The sequence below is a fragment of the Pseudomonas sp. GW821-FHT02A11 genome (assembly GCF_059421985.1).
Window position 1 is genome coordinate 1 of record NZ_JBWKWB010000035.1, and the last position, 14,643, is coordinate 14,643.

Annotated in this window: 11 protein-coding genes; 7 read left to right on the forward strand and 4 right to left on the reverse strand. The window is 62.2% G+C overall.

The window, feature by feature from the left end:
* On the forward strand, nucleotides 1-239 hold a 239-nt coding region (locus AC07V9_RS27630), incomplete at its 5' end, for a hypothetical protein (RefSeq protein ID WP_495018792.1).
* 56 nt (nucleotides 240-295) lie between these two features.
* On the opposite strand, the gene AC07V9_RS27635 is transcribed toward AC07V9_RS27630, so the two are convergent.
* The 3 genes from AC07V9_RS27635 to AC07V9_RS27645 are packed head-to-tail and all read right to left on the reverse strand — an operon-like array spanning nucleotide 296 to nucleotide 4,191.
* Nucleotides 296-2,530, reverse strand: a complete 2,235-nt coding sequence (locus tag AC07V9_RS27635) for a xanthine dehydrogenase family protein molybdopterin-binding subunit (RefSeq protein WP_495018793.1) — start codon at nucleotides 2,528-2,530, stop codon at nucleotides 296-298.
* A 15-nt stretch (nucleotides 2,531-2,545) separates the two neighbouring features.
* Nucleotides 2,546-3,529, reverse strand: coding sequence for an FAD binding domain-containing protein (locus AC07V9_RS27640; protein ID WP_495018794.1), 984 nt, complete (start codon nucleotides 3,527-3,529; stop codon nucleotides 2,546-2,548).
* Nucleotides 3,529-4,191 (reverse strand): (2Fe-2S)-binding protein, encoded by a 663-nt coding sequence (locus tag AC07V9_RS27645; RefSeq protein WP_495018795.1) that lies wholly within the window; start codon nucleotides 4,189-4,191, stop codon nucleotides 3,529-3,531. The genes AC07V9_RS27640 and AC07V9_RS27645 overlap by 1 nt, the downstream gene beginning before the upstream one ends.
* A gap of 625 nt (nucleotides 4,192-4,816) precedes the next feature.
* On the opposite strand from AC07V9_RS27645, the gene AC07V9_RS27650 reads away from it, so the two are divergent.
* A complete protein-coding gene (locus AC07V9_RS27650; protein WP_495018796.1) occupies nucleotides 4,817-7,702 on the forward strand; it encodes a sensor domain-containing phosphodiesterase in 2,886 nt (961 codons plus the stop codon).
* A 206-nt stretch (nucleotides 7,703-7,908) separates the two neighbouring features.
* On the opposite strand, the gene AC07V9_RS27655 is transcribed toward AC07V9_RS27650, so the two are convergent.
* Nucleotides 7,909-8,850 (reverse strand): LysR family transcriptional regulator, encoded by a 942-nt coding sequence (locus AC07V9_RS27655; protein ID WP_495018797.1) that lies wholly within the window; start codon nucleotides 8,848-8,850, stop codon nucleotides 7,909-7,911.
* 163 nt (nucleotides 8,851-9,013) lie between these two features.
* Between AC07V9_RS27655 and AC07V9_RS27660 the strand changes: the two genes are divergently transcribed.
* The 5 genes from AC07V9_RS27660 (at nucleotide 9,014) to AC07V9_RS27680 (ending at nucleotide 14,494) form a co-directional block, all read left to right on the forward strand.
* On the forward strand, nucleotides 9,014-10,318 hold the full coding sequence (locus AC07V9_RS27660; RefSeq protein ID WP_495018798.1) for an MFS transporter: 1,305 nt from the start codon (nucleotides 9,014-9,016) through the stop codon (nucleotides 10,316-10,318).
* 28 nt (nucleotides 10,319-10,346) lie between these two features.
* Complete coding sequence (locus tag AC07V9_RS27665) at nucleotides 10,347-11,588, forward strand: Zn-dependent hydrolase (RefSeq protein ID WP_495018799.1); 1,242 nt, start codon at nucleotides 10,347-10,349, stop codon at nucleotides 11,586-11,588.
* Complete coding sequence (locus tag AC07V9_RS27670) at nucleotides 11,588-12,619, forward strand: histone deacetylase family protein (RefSeq protein ID WP_495018800.1); 1,032 nt, start codon at nucleotides 11,588-11,590, stop codon at nucleotides 12,617-12,619. Before AC07V9_RS27665 ends, AC07V9_RS27670 begins: the two co-directional genes overlap by 1 nt.
* Nucleotides 12,620-12,696: 77 nt before the next feature.
* Entirely contained in the window at nucleotides 12,697-13,056 is a 360-nt protein-coding gene (locus AC07V9_RS27675) for a winged helix-turn-helix transcriptional regulator (RefSeq protein ID WP_495018801.1), read from the forward strand.
* 409 nt (nucleotides 13,057-13,465) lie between these two features.
* Nucleotides 13,466-14,494 (forward strand): alpha/beta fold hydrolase, encoded by a 1,029-nt coding sequence (locus AC07V9_RS27680; RefSeq protein ID WP_495018802.1) that lies wholly within the window; start codon nucleotides 13,466-13,468, stop codon nucleotides 14,492-14,494.
* The last annotated feature ends 149 nt before the right edge of the window (nucleotides 14,495-14,643 follow it).

A 14,643-nucleotide genomic window follows, 5' to 3' on the forward strand; every position in this document is an offset into this window, starting at 1 on the left:
ACGCATCTCTGCCGAATGTACGATTTTTCGCGAATGAATTCGCTCCCACAGAGGTTGTGGCGTACTGGGGCTTTGCGAATGCTATAAACCCTGTTGCAGTCCGGCTTGCTGGCGGTGGCGGCTTTGAAATCGCCACCGCCGGCAAGCCGGACGCTGTGCAACCTATGGGAGCCAATTCATTCGCGAGGCATTCGTACATCCGACGCATTTCTGCCGAATGTACGATTTTTCGCGAATGAATTCGCTCCCACAGGGAGTGTGGCGTGCCGTCATTTTGCGGATGGCACTCTCTCGTTTACGCACTCATCGTCGGCGGTAACTCCATCAGCTTGTCCAGGCTGATCGGCAGATCGCGAATGCGCTTGCCGGTCGCATGGGCCACGGCATTGGCCACTGCTGCAGCCAGCCCGGTGATGCCAATCTCGCCAATGCCCCGCGCACCGAACTCATTGAGTTCATAGTCCGGGTAATCCAGCAGGATCACGTCGATGTCCGGCTGATCCGCGTGCACCGGTACCACATATTCGGCGTAGTTGTTGTTCACCGGCATGCCGTTGCGCTCGTCGAAATCGGTGGCCTCGAACAGCGCCATGCCGACCCCCATGACAATCGCGCCCTCGACCTGATTGAGTGCGGTTTTGTGGTTGATCACCTTGCCCACGTCGATCGCACTGACCACCCGCGCCACCCGCAGCCGCGAAATGCCCGGGTCCCAGCGCACCTCGACGAAATGCACGCCGAACGAGCGGAAGGAGTGCTTGCTGGTGTCGTTCATGCCGGTCTTGGCTTCACCAAAGGCGCTGGCCTGCTTCTGCGCCTTGAGCACATCGGCGATGGCAACGCTCTTGTCGCCGCTCTTCAATTGTCCCTGCTCGAAGCTGACCTCATCGGCCTTGCCCCCGGCAAACACGCCCTTGGGCGCTGTGGAGAAGGCCTTTAGTTGCTCGATGGCCTGACGTGTGGCCTCGGCAATCGCCGGCAACACACTGGCCGTAGCCCAGGAACCACCGGACACCGGCGCGGGCGGGAACGATGAATTGCCCAGCTCGACTTCGACCTTGTCCAGCGGGATGCCGGTGATGCTGCTGACCACTTGGGCAACGATGGTGTACGTGCCGGTGCCGATGTCCTGCACGCCGCAGATCGCGTAGGCCGTGCCGTCAGCGCGCAGCGACACTTGCGCCTCGGCAGGGGTGCGATAGGCGTCCCAGTTACAGGCGGCCATGCCGTAACCGATGATCTCGGCGCCGTCTTTCATCGAGCCCGGCTTGGGGTTGCGCTTGCTCCAGCCGAAACGCTCGGCAGCCTGATCAATGCACTCCTGCAAGTGATTGCTCGACCACGGCAGGTTCTGGCTTTCGTCGCGATCGGAGACGTTCAGCTTGCGAAACGCCAGGGGGTCCATGCCGATCTTGTCGGCCATTTCGTCCATCGCCGACTCCAGCGCGAACAGCCCCGGTGCGGCACCCGGCGCACGCATGGAGGTTGGCGTGCCCCGGTTGACCTCGATGATCTTGTGGCTGGTCAGCACATTGGCGCAGCTGTACAGGCTCTTGGTCGAGGTGCCGCAGTTTTCCTTGTAGGGGTCGGTGAACGAGGTGGTGTTGATCGATTCGTGCCGCACCGACACCAGCTTGCCCTTGTCATCGGTGGCCAGACGCATGCGCTGGCGGGTTTCCGGGCGGTGGCCGGTGGTGGTGAACATCTGCTCGCGGGGCACGACCAGTTGCACCGGGCGATTGAGCACTTTGGCCGCGCCGCAGGCGGCCACCGAATGGGGCCAGATCCACAGCTTGCTGCCAAAGCCCGAGCCAATGAACGGCGCGCGCACTTCGACCTTTTCCGGGATCAGGCCGAAGATTTTCGCCAGGGAGTTGCGATGCGCAACGACGCCCTGACTGGCTTCGTAAACGATCAGTCGGCCGTCTTCCCCACTGGCCACGGTGGCGTGCATTTCCATCGGGTTGTGGGTTTCAACCGGCGTGGTGTAGGTCGCATCGATGCTGTGGGCAGCGCTGTCGAACGCGGCCCCCGCGTCACCTCGGCTATGACCGGGGCTGCCGTCCTGCAACTGGCCGGCCTTCATGCCCTGGTCGAGGTTGGCCACGGCGCTGCTCTGGCTGTAGCTGACCTTGACCTTGTAGGCTGCAGCCCGCGCGTGTTCGAAAGTGTCGGCCACCACCAGGGCGACGAATTGCCCGGCGTAGTAAACGGTGTCGTCCTCAAAGGGCAGGCGACTTTCGTCGGATTTGGCGGCCTTGAGAATCTGCGCAAAGGACATCGGCAGCGCCGAGTTGTGATACAGCGCGGGAAAGTTGCCGTGGTGGAAAACCTCCAGCACGCCAGGGGATTTGCGCGCCGCTTCAAGGTCCAACGCGGTGATTTTGCCGCTGGCGATGGTGCTGAACACGCCGTAGCCGTAGGCCATGTTGGGCAGATGGTGGTCCGAGGCGTACATCGCGGAGCCTGTGACTTTGCGCCGGCCGTCGATGCGCCGAGGGGCTGAACCGATCATGCTTGAATCCGTCATTTCATTGTCTCCCGGTCAAGCCGTCAGGGTGCTCAGATTGCGCACGATCGCCTGCTGCCCGAGGGCAATTTTGTAGGCGTTGTGGCGATAGGGCTTGGCGCCTTGCAGGGCAAGGGTAGCGGCTTTTTCCATGTTTTGTGGGGTCAGCGTTGCACCCTTGAGCGCGCGTTCGGCGTCCAGCGCGCGCCAGGGCTTGGTGCCCACGCCGCCCAAGGCGATGCGCGCCTCCCGCACGGTGTCGCCGTCCATTACCAGAATCACCGCACTGGAAGCCAGCGCGAACTGGTACGAGGCGCGATCACGCAGCTTCAGGTAACCCGATTGGCAGTTTGCCAGCGGCGCATCGAGCACCACGTAGGTGATCAGTTCGTCGTCTTGTAGAGCGTGTTCCTTCCAGGGCGTCGAGCCGGGCAGCAGGTGAAAGTCGAGAAAGTCGATGCTGCGTTTGCCTTTAGGGCCTTGCACCTCGACCCTCGCGCCGATCGCCGCCATGGCCACGCACATGTCCGAAGGGTGAGTGGCGATGCATTGCTCGCTGGTGCCGAGCACCGCGTGAACGCTGCGGTTATGACCGTCAATGGCCGCGCAACCCGAGCCCGGATCGCGCTTGTTGCACGCCGAATGACCGTCGCGGAAGTAGTTGCACCGCACCCGCTGCATGACGTTGCCAGCGGTGGTCGCCTTGTTGCGCAGCTGCGTCGTGGCGCCGGACAGCAATGCCTGGGACAGCACCGGGTAATGCTCGACGATGTGAGGGTGGTGAGCGAGGGCAGAGTTGGTCACCAGCGCACCGATGCGCACGCTGCCATCCTTTTGCACCTCGATTTGGTTGAGGGACAGATGATTGACATCGATCACCTGATCGGCAGGCATCACGTCGAGTTTCACCAGGTCCAGCAGGGTCGTACCACCGGCAAGGAAAAACGCCGTCTGGCTTTTCGAATGGGTGGCGACGGCCTGCTCGACGCTGGCGGCGCGCACGTAATCCAGGGCTCTCATCAGGTCACCTCCTGCAACTTGATCCTCGCGCTCTGAATGGCCGCGAGGATGTTTTTGTAGGCGCCGCAGCGGCAGATGTTGCCGCTCATGGCTTCGCGCACGCTGTGGTCGTCGCTGCCGATGTTCTTGTCCTGCAACATGGCCACGGCGCTCATGATCTGGCCGCTGGTGCAGTAACCGCACTGGTAGGCGTCGTGTTCCCAGAAAGCTTCCTGCACCGGGTGCAGCTTGCCGTTTTTCGCCAAGCCCTCGACGGTAGTGATCTCGTCGCCTTCATGCATCGCCGCAAGTGACAGGCACGAGTTGATCGCCGTGCCGTTGACATGAACCGTGCAGGCGCCGCACTGGCCGTGGTCGCAGCCTTTCTTGGTGCCGGTCAGTTGCAGGCGATCGCGCAGCACATCCAGCAATGCAGCGTTGGCGGGAAGGTTCAGGGTGTGGGTCTGCCCGTTGACCTTGAGGGTCATGCGCCGTTCGTCTTTAGCGGGTGGGTCAGTGTCGTCCGGCACGGCGGCCTGGGCTTGCAGCGCTTGGGTCCACATTGGTGCCGTGGCCGCGGCGAGGCCGGACACGCCGATGGATTTGAGGAAGTTTCGTCGCGAGGGCACGGTAAAGGCCCTGAGGTCTGATGCAGATTCGTTGTTATCAGGCTGATCGGTCATGAGCGGGTTCCTCGTCAGCAGGGAATCAAGCCAGGCCCCGACGGTGGGCGGTGCGCAGGCATTTGCGGCAGTGGATGCGTCAAGCGGTCAACGATAATCAAAGCCCGCGGCGAGCATTGAGTTGAAAAAGTACATGCACTGTTGAGCTGCTCTCTCTAATCCCTGATGCACTGTTGGCGCACTGGATTGGCGTCTGATGCAGAGCGAGGGAATACGCGGGGTGCATAGCGGCAGCCCCTCAGTGAGTGACCTGCCATGCAGCGATTGGTTGCGGATATTTTTGCGGGGTTGAAACACACCCTGTGACGAAAACCCCAAGCTTTCGGGGGACTTCGTCCCGAACGGCCCGGTGGTCGGAAGCATCAAGCGGCCCAGGCCTGTGCCTTCAGCGTCGCCGCAAGGTCAATGCGCGACGATCAGCCAAGGCGCCTTGAGCATTGTCCAGCAGGCTGCAAGAAACCTTCATTTCCAGCGCCCCCAGCCGATAACAAAGCAGATGTCACGTGAAATGTCGTGAAATGCCGATTTTTCGTCGTTTATAGGCAGCAATAGCGAATATGGCGCTTGCAACCAGCCGTCCGACCCCATGAAGATAGCCCAGTCCCGTGCTGGCAATGGAGCGCCTATGAATTCCCACGTGTCGAACCCTTCACAGCGCTCGCCAGTTGCCGACGGACAGGCATCTTTGCTCAGTGGTGAAGGCTTGGAAAACGCGTCATTGATGATCGACGAAACCTCACTCGAAGCACTGCTCAAAGCGGCAAGCCAGGGCGCTGCGCACCTGAGTTGGGCCGCCTACCGCGCCAACCGCCATCTGCACCTGCTGGGACAAGGCAGTGCTTCGACTGAGTGGCCTGCACACATTCCCCGTGAGGATTTCGACGCGTTCTGCCGCGATCATGGCCTGCAACGCTGGGCCACCGGCCATGGCGAGGCGCCGCTGGGCTGGTTGTTGACGCCGGAGCGTGAATCCGCGAACCCCATGCTGCCGGCGCTGGCCAATAAGCTGGGGCTGCGCCTGCAGACCGATGCGCTGGCTCGGGCCCAAGCCACCCAGCGCGTGCTGTACGAAATCACGTATCTGGCCAGTTCGACCCGGGACCGCTCGGCGTTCCTGCAGGGCGTGCACCAACAGCTCTCGACCCTGATCGACGCGGAAAACTTCTACCTGGCGTTGTACGAAAGCCACAGCGGCAAGATCACCTATCCCTATTACATCGACATCACTGACGTCGATGCACTGGAGGCCGAAACCCAGGAGTTTCTCGACCCCGAACGCTTGTCCATGACGGGGTACGTGCTGACGACCGAGCAGCCGTTGTTCGTCGACGCCGCCGGTATCGAGCGCGCCCAGGCGATGGATCGCTTTCATTGCGTGGGCCATCGTCCGGAATTCTGGATGGGCGCGCCATTGAAAAACGCTTCCGACGACGTGTTCGGCATGCTGGCGATGCAGGTCTATGACACTTCAAGGGTGTACAGCGTTGAGGACCAGGAGTTGTTTCTGGTGGTCGCACGCCACGTGGCCATGGCGCTGGACCGCATTCTGCACCGCGCGCACCTGGAAGAAACCGTGGCGCGTCGCACCCTTGAGCTGTCGCGCCTGAACGACGCCCTGCGCAACGAAGTCGCCGACCGCGAGCGCGCCGAGCACCTGCAAAGCGCGCTGTTCCAGATCACCGAGCTGTCCAGTCAGCCCGGCGACATGGTCGACCTGTTCAAGAGCCTGCACGGCATCGTCGGCGAGCTGCTGTTTGCCCTGAACTTCTACATCGCGCTGTACGACGATGCGACGGACGAAGTGACCTTCCCGTACTACGTTGACGAACGCCTTACCCGTCGCCCCGATCCGCGTCGCGGCGAGCGCGGCTTTACCGAATACGTGATTCGCCAGCGCCGCGCCTGCCTGATCGACAGCGCCGAAGCGCAGCGTCTGGAAGGCAGTCGCGAAATCACCATTCAGAACGAGATCAACCGGTCCTGCTCGTGGCTGGGCGTGCCACTGTTCGATGGCGATACCGTACGCGGCGTGCTGGCGGTGCAGAGCTACTCGCCCCATGTCAGCTATTCGTTGCGCGATCAGGACCTGCTCACTTTCGTTTCCCGACACATCGACACCGCGCTGTCGCGCCGTAGCGCCGCCGAGGCCATCCATACCGCTAACCTGCGCCTTGAAGCGCGGGTTCAGGACCGCACCCGCGAGCTGGACTACGCCAACGCCAAGCTGCAGCACGAGAATGCTCACGATTCGCTCACGGGGCTGCCCAATCGCAGCCATCTGCAGCAGTGTTTGCACGTTGCCTGGAAGGATTTCTGCGATAACGGTCGTGAACTGGTGGTGATGTTCATTGACCTTGACCGTTTCAAGATGGTCAACGACAGCCTGGGCCACCACTCCGGGGACCTGTTGCTGATTCAGGCCGCGGACCGTTTGCGCAGTTGCATGCGCGAAAGCGACCTGCTGGCGCGGTTGGGGGGCGATGAGTTCGCGGTGCTGGCTTATGCGGCGCCGCCGGATGTCACGGTGGCCATCGCCGAGCGCATTCTGCTGGCCTTCGATGTGCCGTTTTATATCGACGGCCATGCGGTGTTTTCGTCGTGCAGCATTGGCGTGGTGGCGGCGGACCTGCAGTTCCACAAAGAGCCGGCGGACCTGTTGCGCGATGCCGACACGGCGATGTATCGGGTCAAGAACGCCGGGCGTGACAGCTACGCGGTGTTCAACCAGGAAGTGCGCCGCGAGGTGTCCGACCAGATGGAGCAAGAGGGTGCGTTGCGTAACGCGCTCAAACGCACCGACGAACTGCTGCCTTACTTCCAGCCGATCATCGACGTTGCCACCGGCAAGATCCTCGCTCTGGAGGCGCTGATTCGCTGGCGTCAGGCAGACGGTCGGGTGATCGCCCCAGGGCATTTTCTACCGGCGCTGGAGGGCCTGCGCCTGATCGGCCGGCTGGATTTGTACATGTTGCAGCAGGTGGTGGCGATGCTTGCGCAACCGAGTCACGCCCATTGGCCCACCGTGCACGTGAACTGTTCGAGCTACAGCATCAGCCGGCCGGAGTTTGCCAGCGAAGTCCTTGGCCTGCTGGCCCAGCACGGCGTCGCGCCTTCACGCATCTGCCTGGAGCTGACCGAAGGCGCGCTGGTGGCCGAACCGGAACTGGCCCGTCAGGCCATGAAAGAGCTGGCGGACAATGGCGTGTCCACTGTGCTCGATGACTTCGGCGCCGGGTTTTCGTCGCTCAGCTATGTGCACCAGTACCACTTCAGCGGCTTGAAGATCGACAAGTCCTTCACCCTCGAACTGACCACCAGCTCGCGTAGCCGCGCCATCGTTCGCGCCATTGTGCGCATGGCCGAGTCGCTGGGGCTGAGTGTGGTGGCCGAAGGCGTCGAAGACGCCGACACCCTGCGATTGCTGCGCGAGATGGGGGCAGGGCAGGCCCAAGGGTATTACTTCTCGATGCCTGTGCCGCAGCACAAGCTGGATTTGAGTGCGTTGGTTTGATGAACTCGTAAGGCGGTAACGGCGGCGGGCCGGCTGCAGGCCAGGTGTCTGACCCAACGCCTTCGCGGCCGTCGTGACCTCCGACTGCTCCTACAGATATTGTGGTGTGCCGAACATTTGAGTATGAACGCGGACCTTGTCGGAGCTTCTGGAGGTTACGACAGTGGCGAAAGCGGTGTGACAGTCGCAAATGGGTTACCTGACACTCAGCCCTCCATCAGCCTCTGCTGCAGCCGCTCAATGAACACCGTCTCGGCCCGGCTCATCTTCTGCTCCCGGTTCCACAACAGGTGAATGTCCACGTCAGCCACCCCTTCATGGGGTGGCAATCGCCACAGCAGCCCTTTGCGTTCATCCTCCGCCACCACATGCTCGGGCAGGCAACCCAGACCGTACCCGGCGATCACCAGCCTGCGCACTTCTTCCAGGCTCGGCGATGAGGCAACGATCCGCCCGCTGAACCCCTGCTGATCGCGAAAAATCGTCAGGGGCGAGAGCATCCCGCCAATCTGGTCACTGGTGAAACTGACGAAGTTCTCCGACTGCAGATCGCTCTCACTCAGGCGCTCGCGCCCGAACAACGCGTGATTGCAGCCGCAGTAGAACGCATAGCGCTGGCGCAAAAACAGCCGTTGCTCGAGTCTGGGCTGAGGACGGCGATTCAGGCTCAAGCCCAGGGACGCGGTTTTTTCCACAAGCGCGGCGACGATGTCCGAGCTGCGCATCACGTCGATTTCCAGATCCACCCGCGGATGGTCGCGATGAAAGTCGGCGAGGAAGCCATCAAAGCGTTCCGAGACGATGCGGCTGATCATCAGCAGGCGCACCTTGCCGATCACCTCATCCCCCGGCTGCTGCAGGGCGCTGCTCAGTTGCGACACCTGCCCGTACATTTCTCCCGCGATGGCAAAGATCTGCTCCCCGGCGTCGGTCAAGGCGAAGCGGGGGCCCCGTCTGGCGATGAGCTGACACCCCAATTGCTCTTCGAGTCGCTTGAGGGCCTGGCTGATGGCCGGTTGCGTCAGGTGCAGGCGCGCGGCGGCGCGGCTGATGCTCAACTCCTGGCCGATGACGCGAAAGGTGCGCAGCAGGTTCCAGTCCAGGCGGTCGTTGAGCAGGGGGTGGACGTCGCGGCGAGGTTCGGACACAGGCAAGTCTCGATCATAAGCTGGATTTATAGTTTGAATAATAAATAGAAAATTGACTAATCATAGGCCCGCCGCGAAAAATCACTCCATCCAAAGCGCCCTCAGAGCGCAACCGCGACAGCTTTTCTCCTGCCAAAAAAACAAACCCAAAGGAGCCTGACCCATGAAGCCTTCCGCTTCGCCCCAGCCACGCCGTGCTGCGGCCGCCGCCTTTATCGGCACCATGATCGAGTGGTACGACTTTTACATCTACGCCACGGCAGCGGCGCTGGTGTTCGGTCAGCTGTTCTTCCCCTCCGATGACAAACTGTTCAGCACCATGGCCGCCTTCGGCACCTTCGCCGTGGGCTTTTTCGCGCGGCCGCTGGGTGGCGTGGTGTTCGGTCATATCGGCGACCGGATCGGTCGCAAGAAATCGCTGGTCATCACCTTGGTGATGATGGGCGTGGTCACCGTTTGCATCGGCCTGCTGCCCACCTATGCGCAGATCGGCACCGCCGCGCCGGTGCTGTTGATTCTGCTGCGCGTGGTGCAGGGCATTGCGGTGGGCGGCGAGTGGGGCGGGGCAGTGCTGATGGCGGGCGAACATGCGCCCAAAGGTCGTCGCAATTTCTTCGCCTCGTTCGCCCAACTCGGCAGCCCGGCGGGGCTGATTCTGTCGCTGCTGGCGTTCAGCGCCGTGACACGTTTACCCGAAGCCGACCTGATGAGCTGGGGCTGGCGCCTGCCGTTTCTGGCCAGCGCATTGTTGCTGGTGGTGGGGTTGGTGATTCGCCTGGGGGTGTGCGAATCGCCGGAATTTCTCGCCGAAAAAGAACAACGAGACAAGGCCGTGCGCAAGGAGCAGGCACCGGTACTGGAAGTGCTGAAAACCTCCTGGCGCCCGCTGCTGCTGTGCATCGGCGCCAACACCCTGGGCATCGCCGGGGTGTATTTCACCAACACCTTCATGATCGCCTACAGCACCCAACAGCTGGGCCTGCCGCGTTCGCCGATTCTCGAATGCCTGTTCTTCGTCGCGATCATCCAGTTCTGCATCCAGCCGGTGGCCGCCTGGGTGGCCGAGAAGATCGGCGCCACGCGCTTTCTCTGCATCATGACCGTGCTGGCCATGGCCTCGCCGTACCCGATGTTCGTGCTGGTCAGCACCGCTCAGGCGCCATTGATCATTGCCGGTATCGCGTTGGCGGTGGTGTGCATGGCCTCGTTCTACGCAGTGATCGCCGGTTACGTCAGTGGCATGTTCGAAACCCGCGTGCGCTACACCGCGATTTCCCTGGCCTATCAAGTGTGCGGCGCGATCGCCGGCGGCCTGACGCCGCTGATCGGTACCTGGCTGGCCCATCAATACACCGGGCAGTGGTGGCCGATGGCAGTGTTCTACAGCCTGATCGCGGCGCTTTCGCTGGTCTGCGTGCTGGCCCTGTCGCGCCGTCATGCCACGGCCCATCGCCTGGAAATGGCGTGATCCGCTCTACGATTCAAGGAGTTTTGACATGTTGAAAATCAATGGCGAGCGCCTGTGGGCCAGCCTCATGGCCATGGCCGAAATCGGCGCCACGGCCCGCGGCGGCAGCTGTCGCCTGGCCCTGAGCGAAGAAGACAAGGCCGGCCGCGAGTTGTTCGCCCACTGGTGCCGCGAAGCGGGTCTGACCCTGAGCGTTGACCGCATCGGTAATCTGTTCGCGCGTCGTCCAGGCGCCGACCCTGAAGCTGCCCCGGTGATGATGGGCAGCCATCTGGACACGCAACCCGAGGGCGGTCGTTTCGACGGGGTGTACGGTGTGCTGGCCGGGCTTGAGGTGATCCGCCGCCTCAACGACCTGAATATCCAGACCCGCAAACCGCTGGAAGTCGCAGTCTGGACCAACGAGGAGGGCGCGCGTTTCACCCCGGCCATGCTCGGTTCCGCGGTGTTCACCGGCAGTCTCTCGCTGGAAAAAGGCCTGGCGTCGAAGGATGTCGACGGCATCAGCGTCGCTCAGGCGCTGGCCAGCGCCGGTTATGACGGCGAGCGTCCGTTGGGTGGCGTAGTGGATGGCTACTTCGAGGCGCACATCGAGCAGGGCCCGATTCTCGAAGACAACGGCAAGAGCATCGGCGTGGTCACGGGCGGGCAGGCGATCCGCTGGCTCGACGTGCGCGTCGACGGCACCGCCGCTCATGCCGGCACCACGCCGATGAAACTGCGCAAGGACGCCCTGTACGGCGCTGCGCATATGATTCAGGCGCTCGAAGGGCTGGCCCGTGATTTCGCGCCGGAAGGCCTGACCACCGTGGGCGAGCTGAGCATCGCCAAGTCCTCGCGCAATACCATTCCGGGTCTGGTGAATTTCACGGTCGACCTGCGCCACCATCGCGATGAGGCCATCGAGGCAATGGAGCAGCAGGTGCGTCTACGTTTGCAGGACATCGCCGCCCAGCGTGGCCTGACGGTCAGCGTCGAGCCGCACTGGATCAGCCCCGCGACGCCGTTCGATGCCGAATGCGTGGCGGCTGTGCAGCAGGCGGTTGATGCCTTGGGGTACGCCCAACAACGTATCGTCAGTGGCGCCGGGCACGATGCGATTCACCTCGCGCGCTTCTGCCCGACTGCGATGATCTTCATTCCCTGCGTCGGCGGCCTGAGCCATAACGAAGCCGAAGACGCCTTGCCCGACGACGTTCGTCAGGGCACCGATGTATTGCTCAACGCCGTGCTGGCCCGCGCCGGACGTGTCGATCAAGGAGACCTGTGATGCGCAGCTTTTTTCACCCCGAACAACTGTTGCACCACCCACGCAGCTACTATTCCCGGGGCCAGATGCGCACGCCGCAGGAAGTCCCCGAGCGCGCGCAGAATCTGCTGAAGGCGGCCAAGGCGCTGGGTTTCGAGATACAGCAACCGGCGGATTTCGGCCTCGACCCGTTGCTGGCGGTCCACGGCGCGCCATACTTGGCGTTTCTCGAAGAGGCCTGGTTGCGCTGGAAGGAGGTCCCGGAAGACTGGGGCGATGAGGTCATGTCGAACATTTTCGTTCGCGAACCCAACGCCTTGCGCGGGATTCTCGCTCAGGCCGGGCGTTATCTGGCCGACGGCAGTTGCCCGGTGGGCGAGCTGACCTGGCGTTCGGCGTACTGGTCGGCACAAAGCGCCGTGGCGGCGGCCAAGGCCATCGTCGATGGCGAACCTGCGGCCTACGCGCTGTGCAGGCCGCCCGGGCATCACGCCCGCGCTGAAGCCGCCGGCGGATTCTGCTACGTGAACAACGCCGCCGTCGCCGCACAAGTGCTGCGCGAGCGATTCCAGCGCGTGGCCGTGCTCGACACCGACATGCACCACGGCCAGGGCATGCAGGAAATCTTCTACGCACGCAACGACGTGCTATATGTGTCGATCCATGGCGATCCGACCAACTTCTACCCCGGTGTCGCCGGGTTCGACGATGAGCGGGGCGAAGGTGAGGGGGAGGGCTTCAACCTCAACCTGCCGATGCCCCATGGCGCCAGCGAAGACCTGTTCATGGAAAAACTGGAGCAGTCACTGGACGCCGTGAAGGATTTTCAGGCCGACGTGCTGGTGCTGTCGCTGGGTTTCGACATCTACGAGCTGGACCCGCAGAGCAAGGTCGCCGTAACCCGCGAAGGTTTTGCCCGGCTGGGCGAGCGCATTCGCAGCCTGGGCTTGCCTTGCGTGATCGTGCAGGAAGGCGGCTATCACCTGGAAACCCTGGAGAGCAACGCTCAGGCGTTCTTCGACAGCCCGCAGGTGTGGCAACTGGCGCAGTGATGAAGTGAAGGAGGTGCAGGACCGGAGGCGTTTGCGCCCGCTTTCCAGTCCTGTGGCCCCTTGCTAGACTCGCGCCCATGTCAGACTCCAGACCCGAACGACCTGAACCCTTTCCCGTTTACGCCTTCTGCCCCGTGATCACGGCGCTCGAGGTGATCGGCGAGCGCTGGGTGATCCTTATCCTGCGCGATTTGCTGCGCAATCCCACCCGCCGTTTTCAGGACTTGCAGGATTCCCTCAAGGGCTGCGCGCCGAGTACGTTGTCGACGCGGCTCAAAGCGCTGGAAGCCAATGGCCTGATCGAACGGCGTCTGTACGAGCAGCATCCGCCCCGTCTGGAATACCTGCTCACGGCCAAGGGGCGTGAAGTCGGGCCGGTGGTTGCCTCATTGCGCGACTGGGGTTTGCGTCTGCAGGAACAGGAACCCCCGCACTAAGCGGTTGTGCTGGCTGGTACACCTCTTCATCTGTGGGAGGGAATTCATTCGCGAGACGTCAGTACAGCCGACAGAAATGCGTCGGATGTACCAACCAATCGCGAATGAATTCGCTCCCACAGAAATCCGCAGTCGCTGCGAAGTGCAGGGCCGGACCGAAATCCAACTGTGGGAGCGAATTTATTCGCGAAAAATCGGACAGGCGATGCACATGTGTCATCTGCACGCCCAATCGCGAATGACTTGCCTCCCACAGGTCATCATTCTCACTGCAACACTTATTTCATCTCCTCATTCGATGCCGCTCGGGCAACCCGCTACGCTCAGCAATGCAGCGCGACGGCATGTTCCGTGAGTACATGGTTTTCCTCGGCCGCAGAACTTATGTCTGATCTTCTGGGGGAAGACCATGAAGCTGTTTCGAGGCTCGGGCCAGGCGCTGTGCGCGCTGCTGGCGATGATGAGTGTGTGCGTGGCCACGGCGGCCGAACAACAACTGGTCAGCATTGGCTCACTGAACATGGTGGGCGGCAAGATCAAACAATGCTCTTTGGGCTACCGAACCTACGGCACTCTGGCGGCCGATCAGGGCAACGTGATCCTGGTGCCCACCTGGCTGACCGGACGCACCGCCGATCAGGCCGATCTGATCGGTCCCGGTAAACTGATCGATACCGACCGCTGGTACGTCATTTCGCTGGATGCCGTCGGCAATGGCGTGTCGTGTTCGCCCTCCAACAGCAAGACCCACGCGCGCCTCAAATTCCCTGAGTTCGGCATTCGCGACATGGTCAAGGCTCAGCATCGCTTGCTGGCGCTGACCCTGGGTATCGATCATGCGTATGCCATCGTCGGTATTTCCATGGGTGGCATGCAGGCCCTGCAATGGGCGGTCATGTACCCCGACTATGCGAGCCACATCGTGACCATCGTCGGCACACCGCAAGCCACAGCACGCGACCTCAAGGTGTGGAAGGCCGAGCTGAACGCCATCGAGCGTACGCCCGGCTGGAACGGCGGCAATTACCTGCCGGGTACGCCTTTTAAAAACCTCACCGCGCTGCATACCGAGTCCCTGTGGACCCCGGAGCATCAGGCCGCGAAAACCGTCGCCGGTAAGCGCGCGACCGAAGACCGTCTGCACGGCACCCAGACCAGCCAGAGTTTCAATGCCGTGGATTGGTACCGGCAATTGCAGGCGATGACCACCTTCGATCTGGTCCGCGACGGCGGCATGCCCACGCTGGCGAAAAAAATCAAGGCGCGCATGCTGATCATCGCCTCCGAGCAGGACCGGCTGGTCGACCCCGAGCCTTCCAAGGCGTTGGCCAGGGCCAAGGGCGCGAAATTGTTGTTGCTCGATAATGACTGCGGGCACATGGCGCCGGTGTGTGAAATGGGCAAGGTCGATGCAGCGGTGAAGACCTTTCTCAAATGAGCGAGCCGACGCTTCAAGGCGGCGAGTGCCTGCCGCTGTCGGCAAGGCGGGGCCGGTCTTGCCGCTTCCTATGACGCCGTGGTGATGGTCGGAGCCCTTGTAGGACGGTGCTTACAGACGATGTAACAACTTGTGGCACCACTTTTGCT

What these genes read in the sequence shown, in the direction of transcription:
- AC07V9_RS27635 (WP_495018793.1), bottom strand. Translation starts at nt 2,530, where the DNA reads ATGACGGATTCAAGCATGATCGGTTCAGCCCCTCGGCGCATCGACGGC.
- AC07V9_RS27640 (WP_495018794.1), bottom strand. Translation starts at nt 3,529, where the DNA reads ATGAGAGCCCTGGATTACGTGCGCGCCGCCAGCGTCGAGCAGGCCGTC.
- AC07V9_RS27645 (WP_495018795.1), bottom strand. Translation starts at nt 4,191, where the DNA reads ATGACCGATCAGCCTGATAACAACGAATCTGCATCAGACCTCAGGGCC.
- AC07V9_RS27650 (WP_495018796.1), top strand. Translation starts at nt 4,817, where the DNA reads ATGAATTCCCACGTGTCGAACCCTTCACAGCGCTCGCCAGTTGCCGAC.
- AC07V9_RS27660 (WP_495018798.1), top strand. Translation starts at nt 9,014, where the DNA reads ATGAAGCCTTCCGCTTCGCCCCAGCCACGCCGTGCTGCGGCCGCCGCC.
- AC07V9_RS27665 (WP_495018799.1), top strand. Translation starts at nt 10,347, where the DNA reads ATGTTGAAAATCAATGGCGAGCGCCTGTGGGCCAGCCTCATGGCCATG.
- AC07V9_RS27670 (WP_495018800.1), top strand. Translation starts at nt 11,588, where the DNA reads ATGCGCAGCTTTTTTCACCCCGAACAACTGTTGCACCACCCACGCAGC.
- AC07V9_RS27675 (WP_495018801.1), top strand. Translation starts at nt 12,697, where the DNA reads ATGTCAGACTCCAGACCCGAACGACCTGAACCCTTTCCCGTTTACGCC.
- AC07V9_RS27680 (WP_495018802.1), top strand. Translation starts at nt 13,466, where the DNA reads ATGAAGCTGTTTCGAGGCTCGGGCCAGGCGCTGTGCGCGCTGCTGGCG.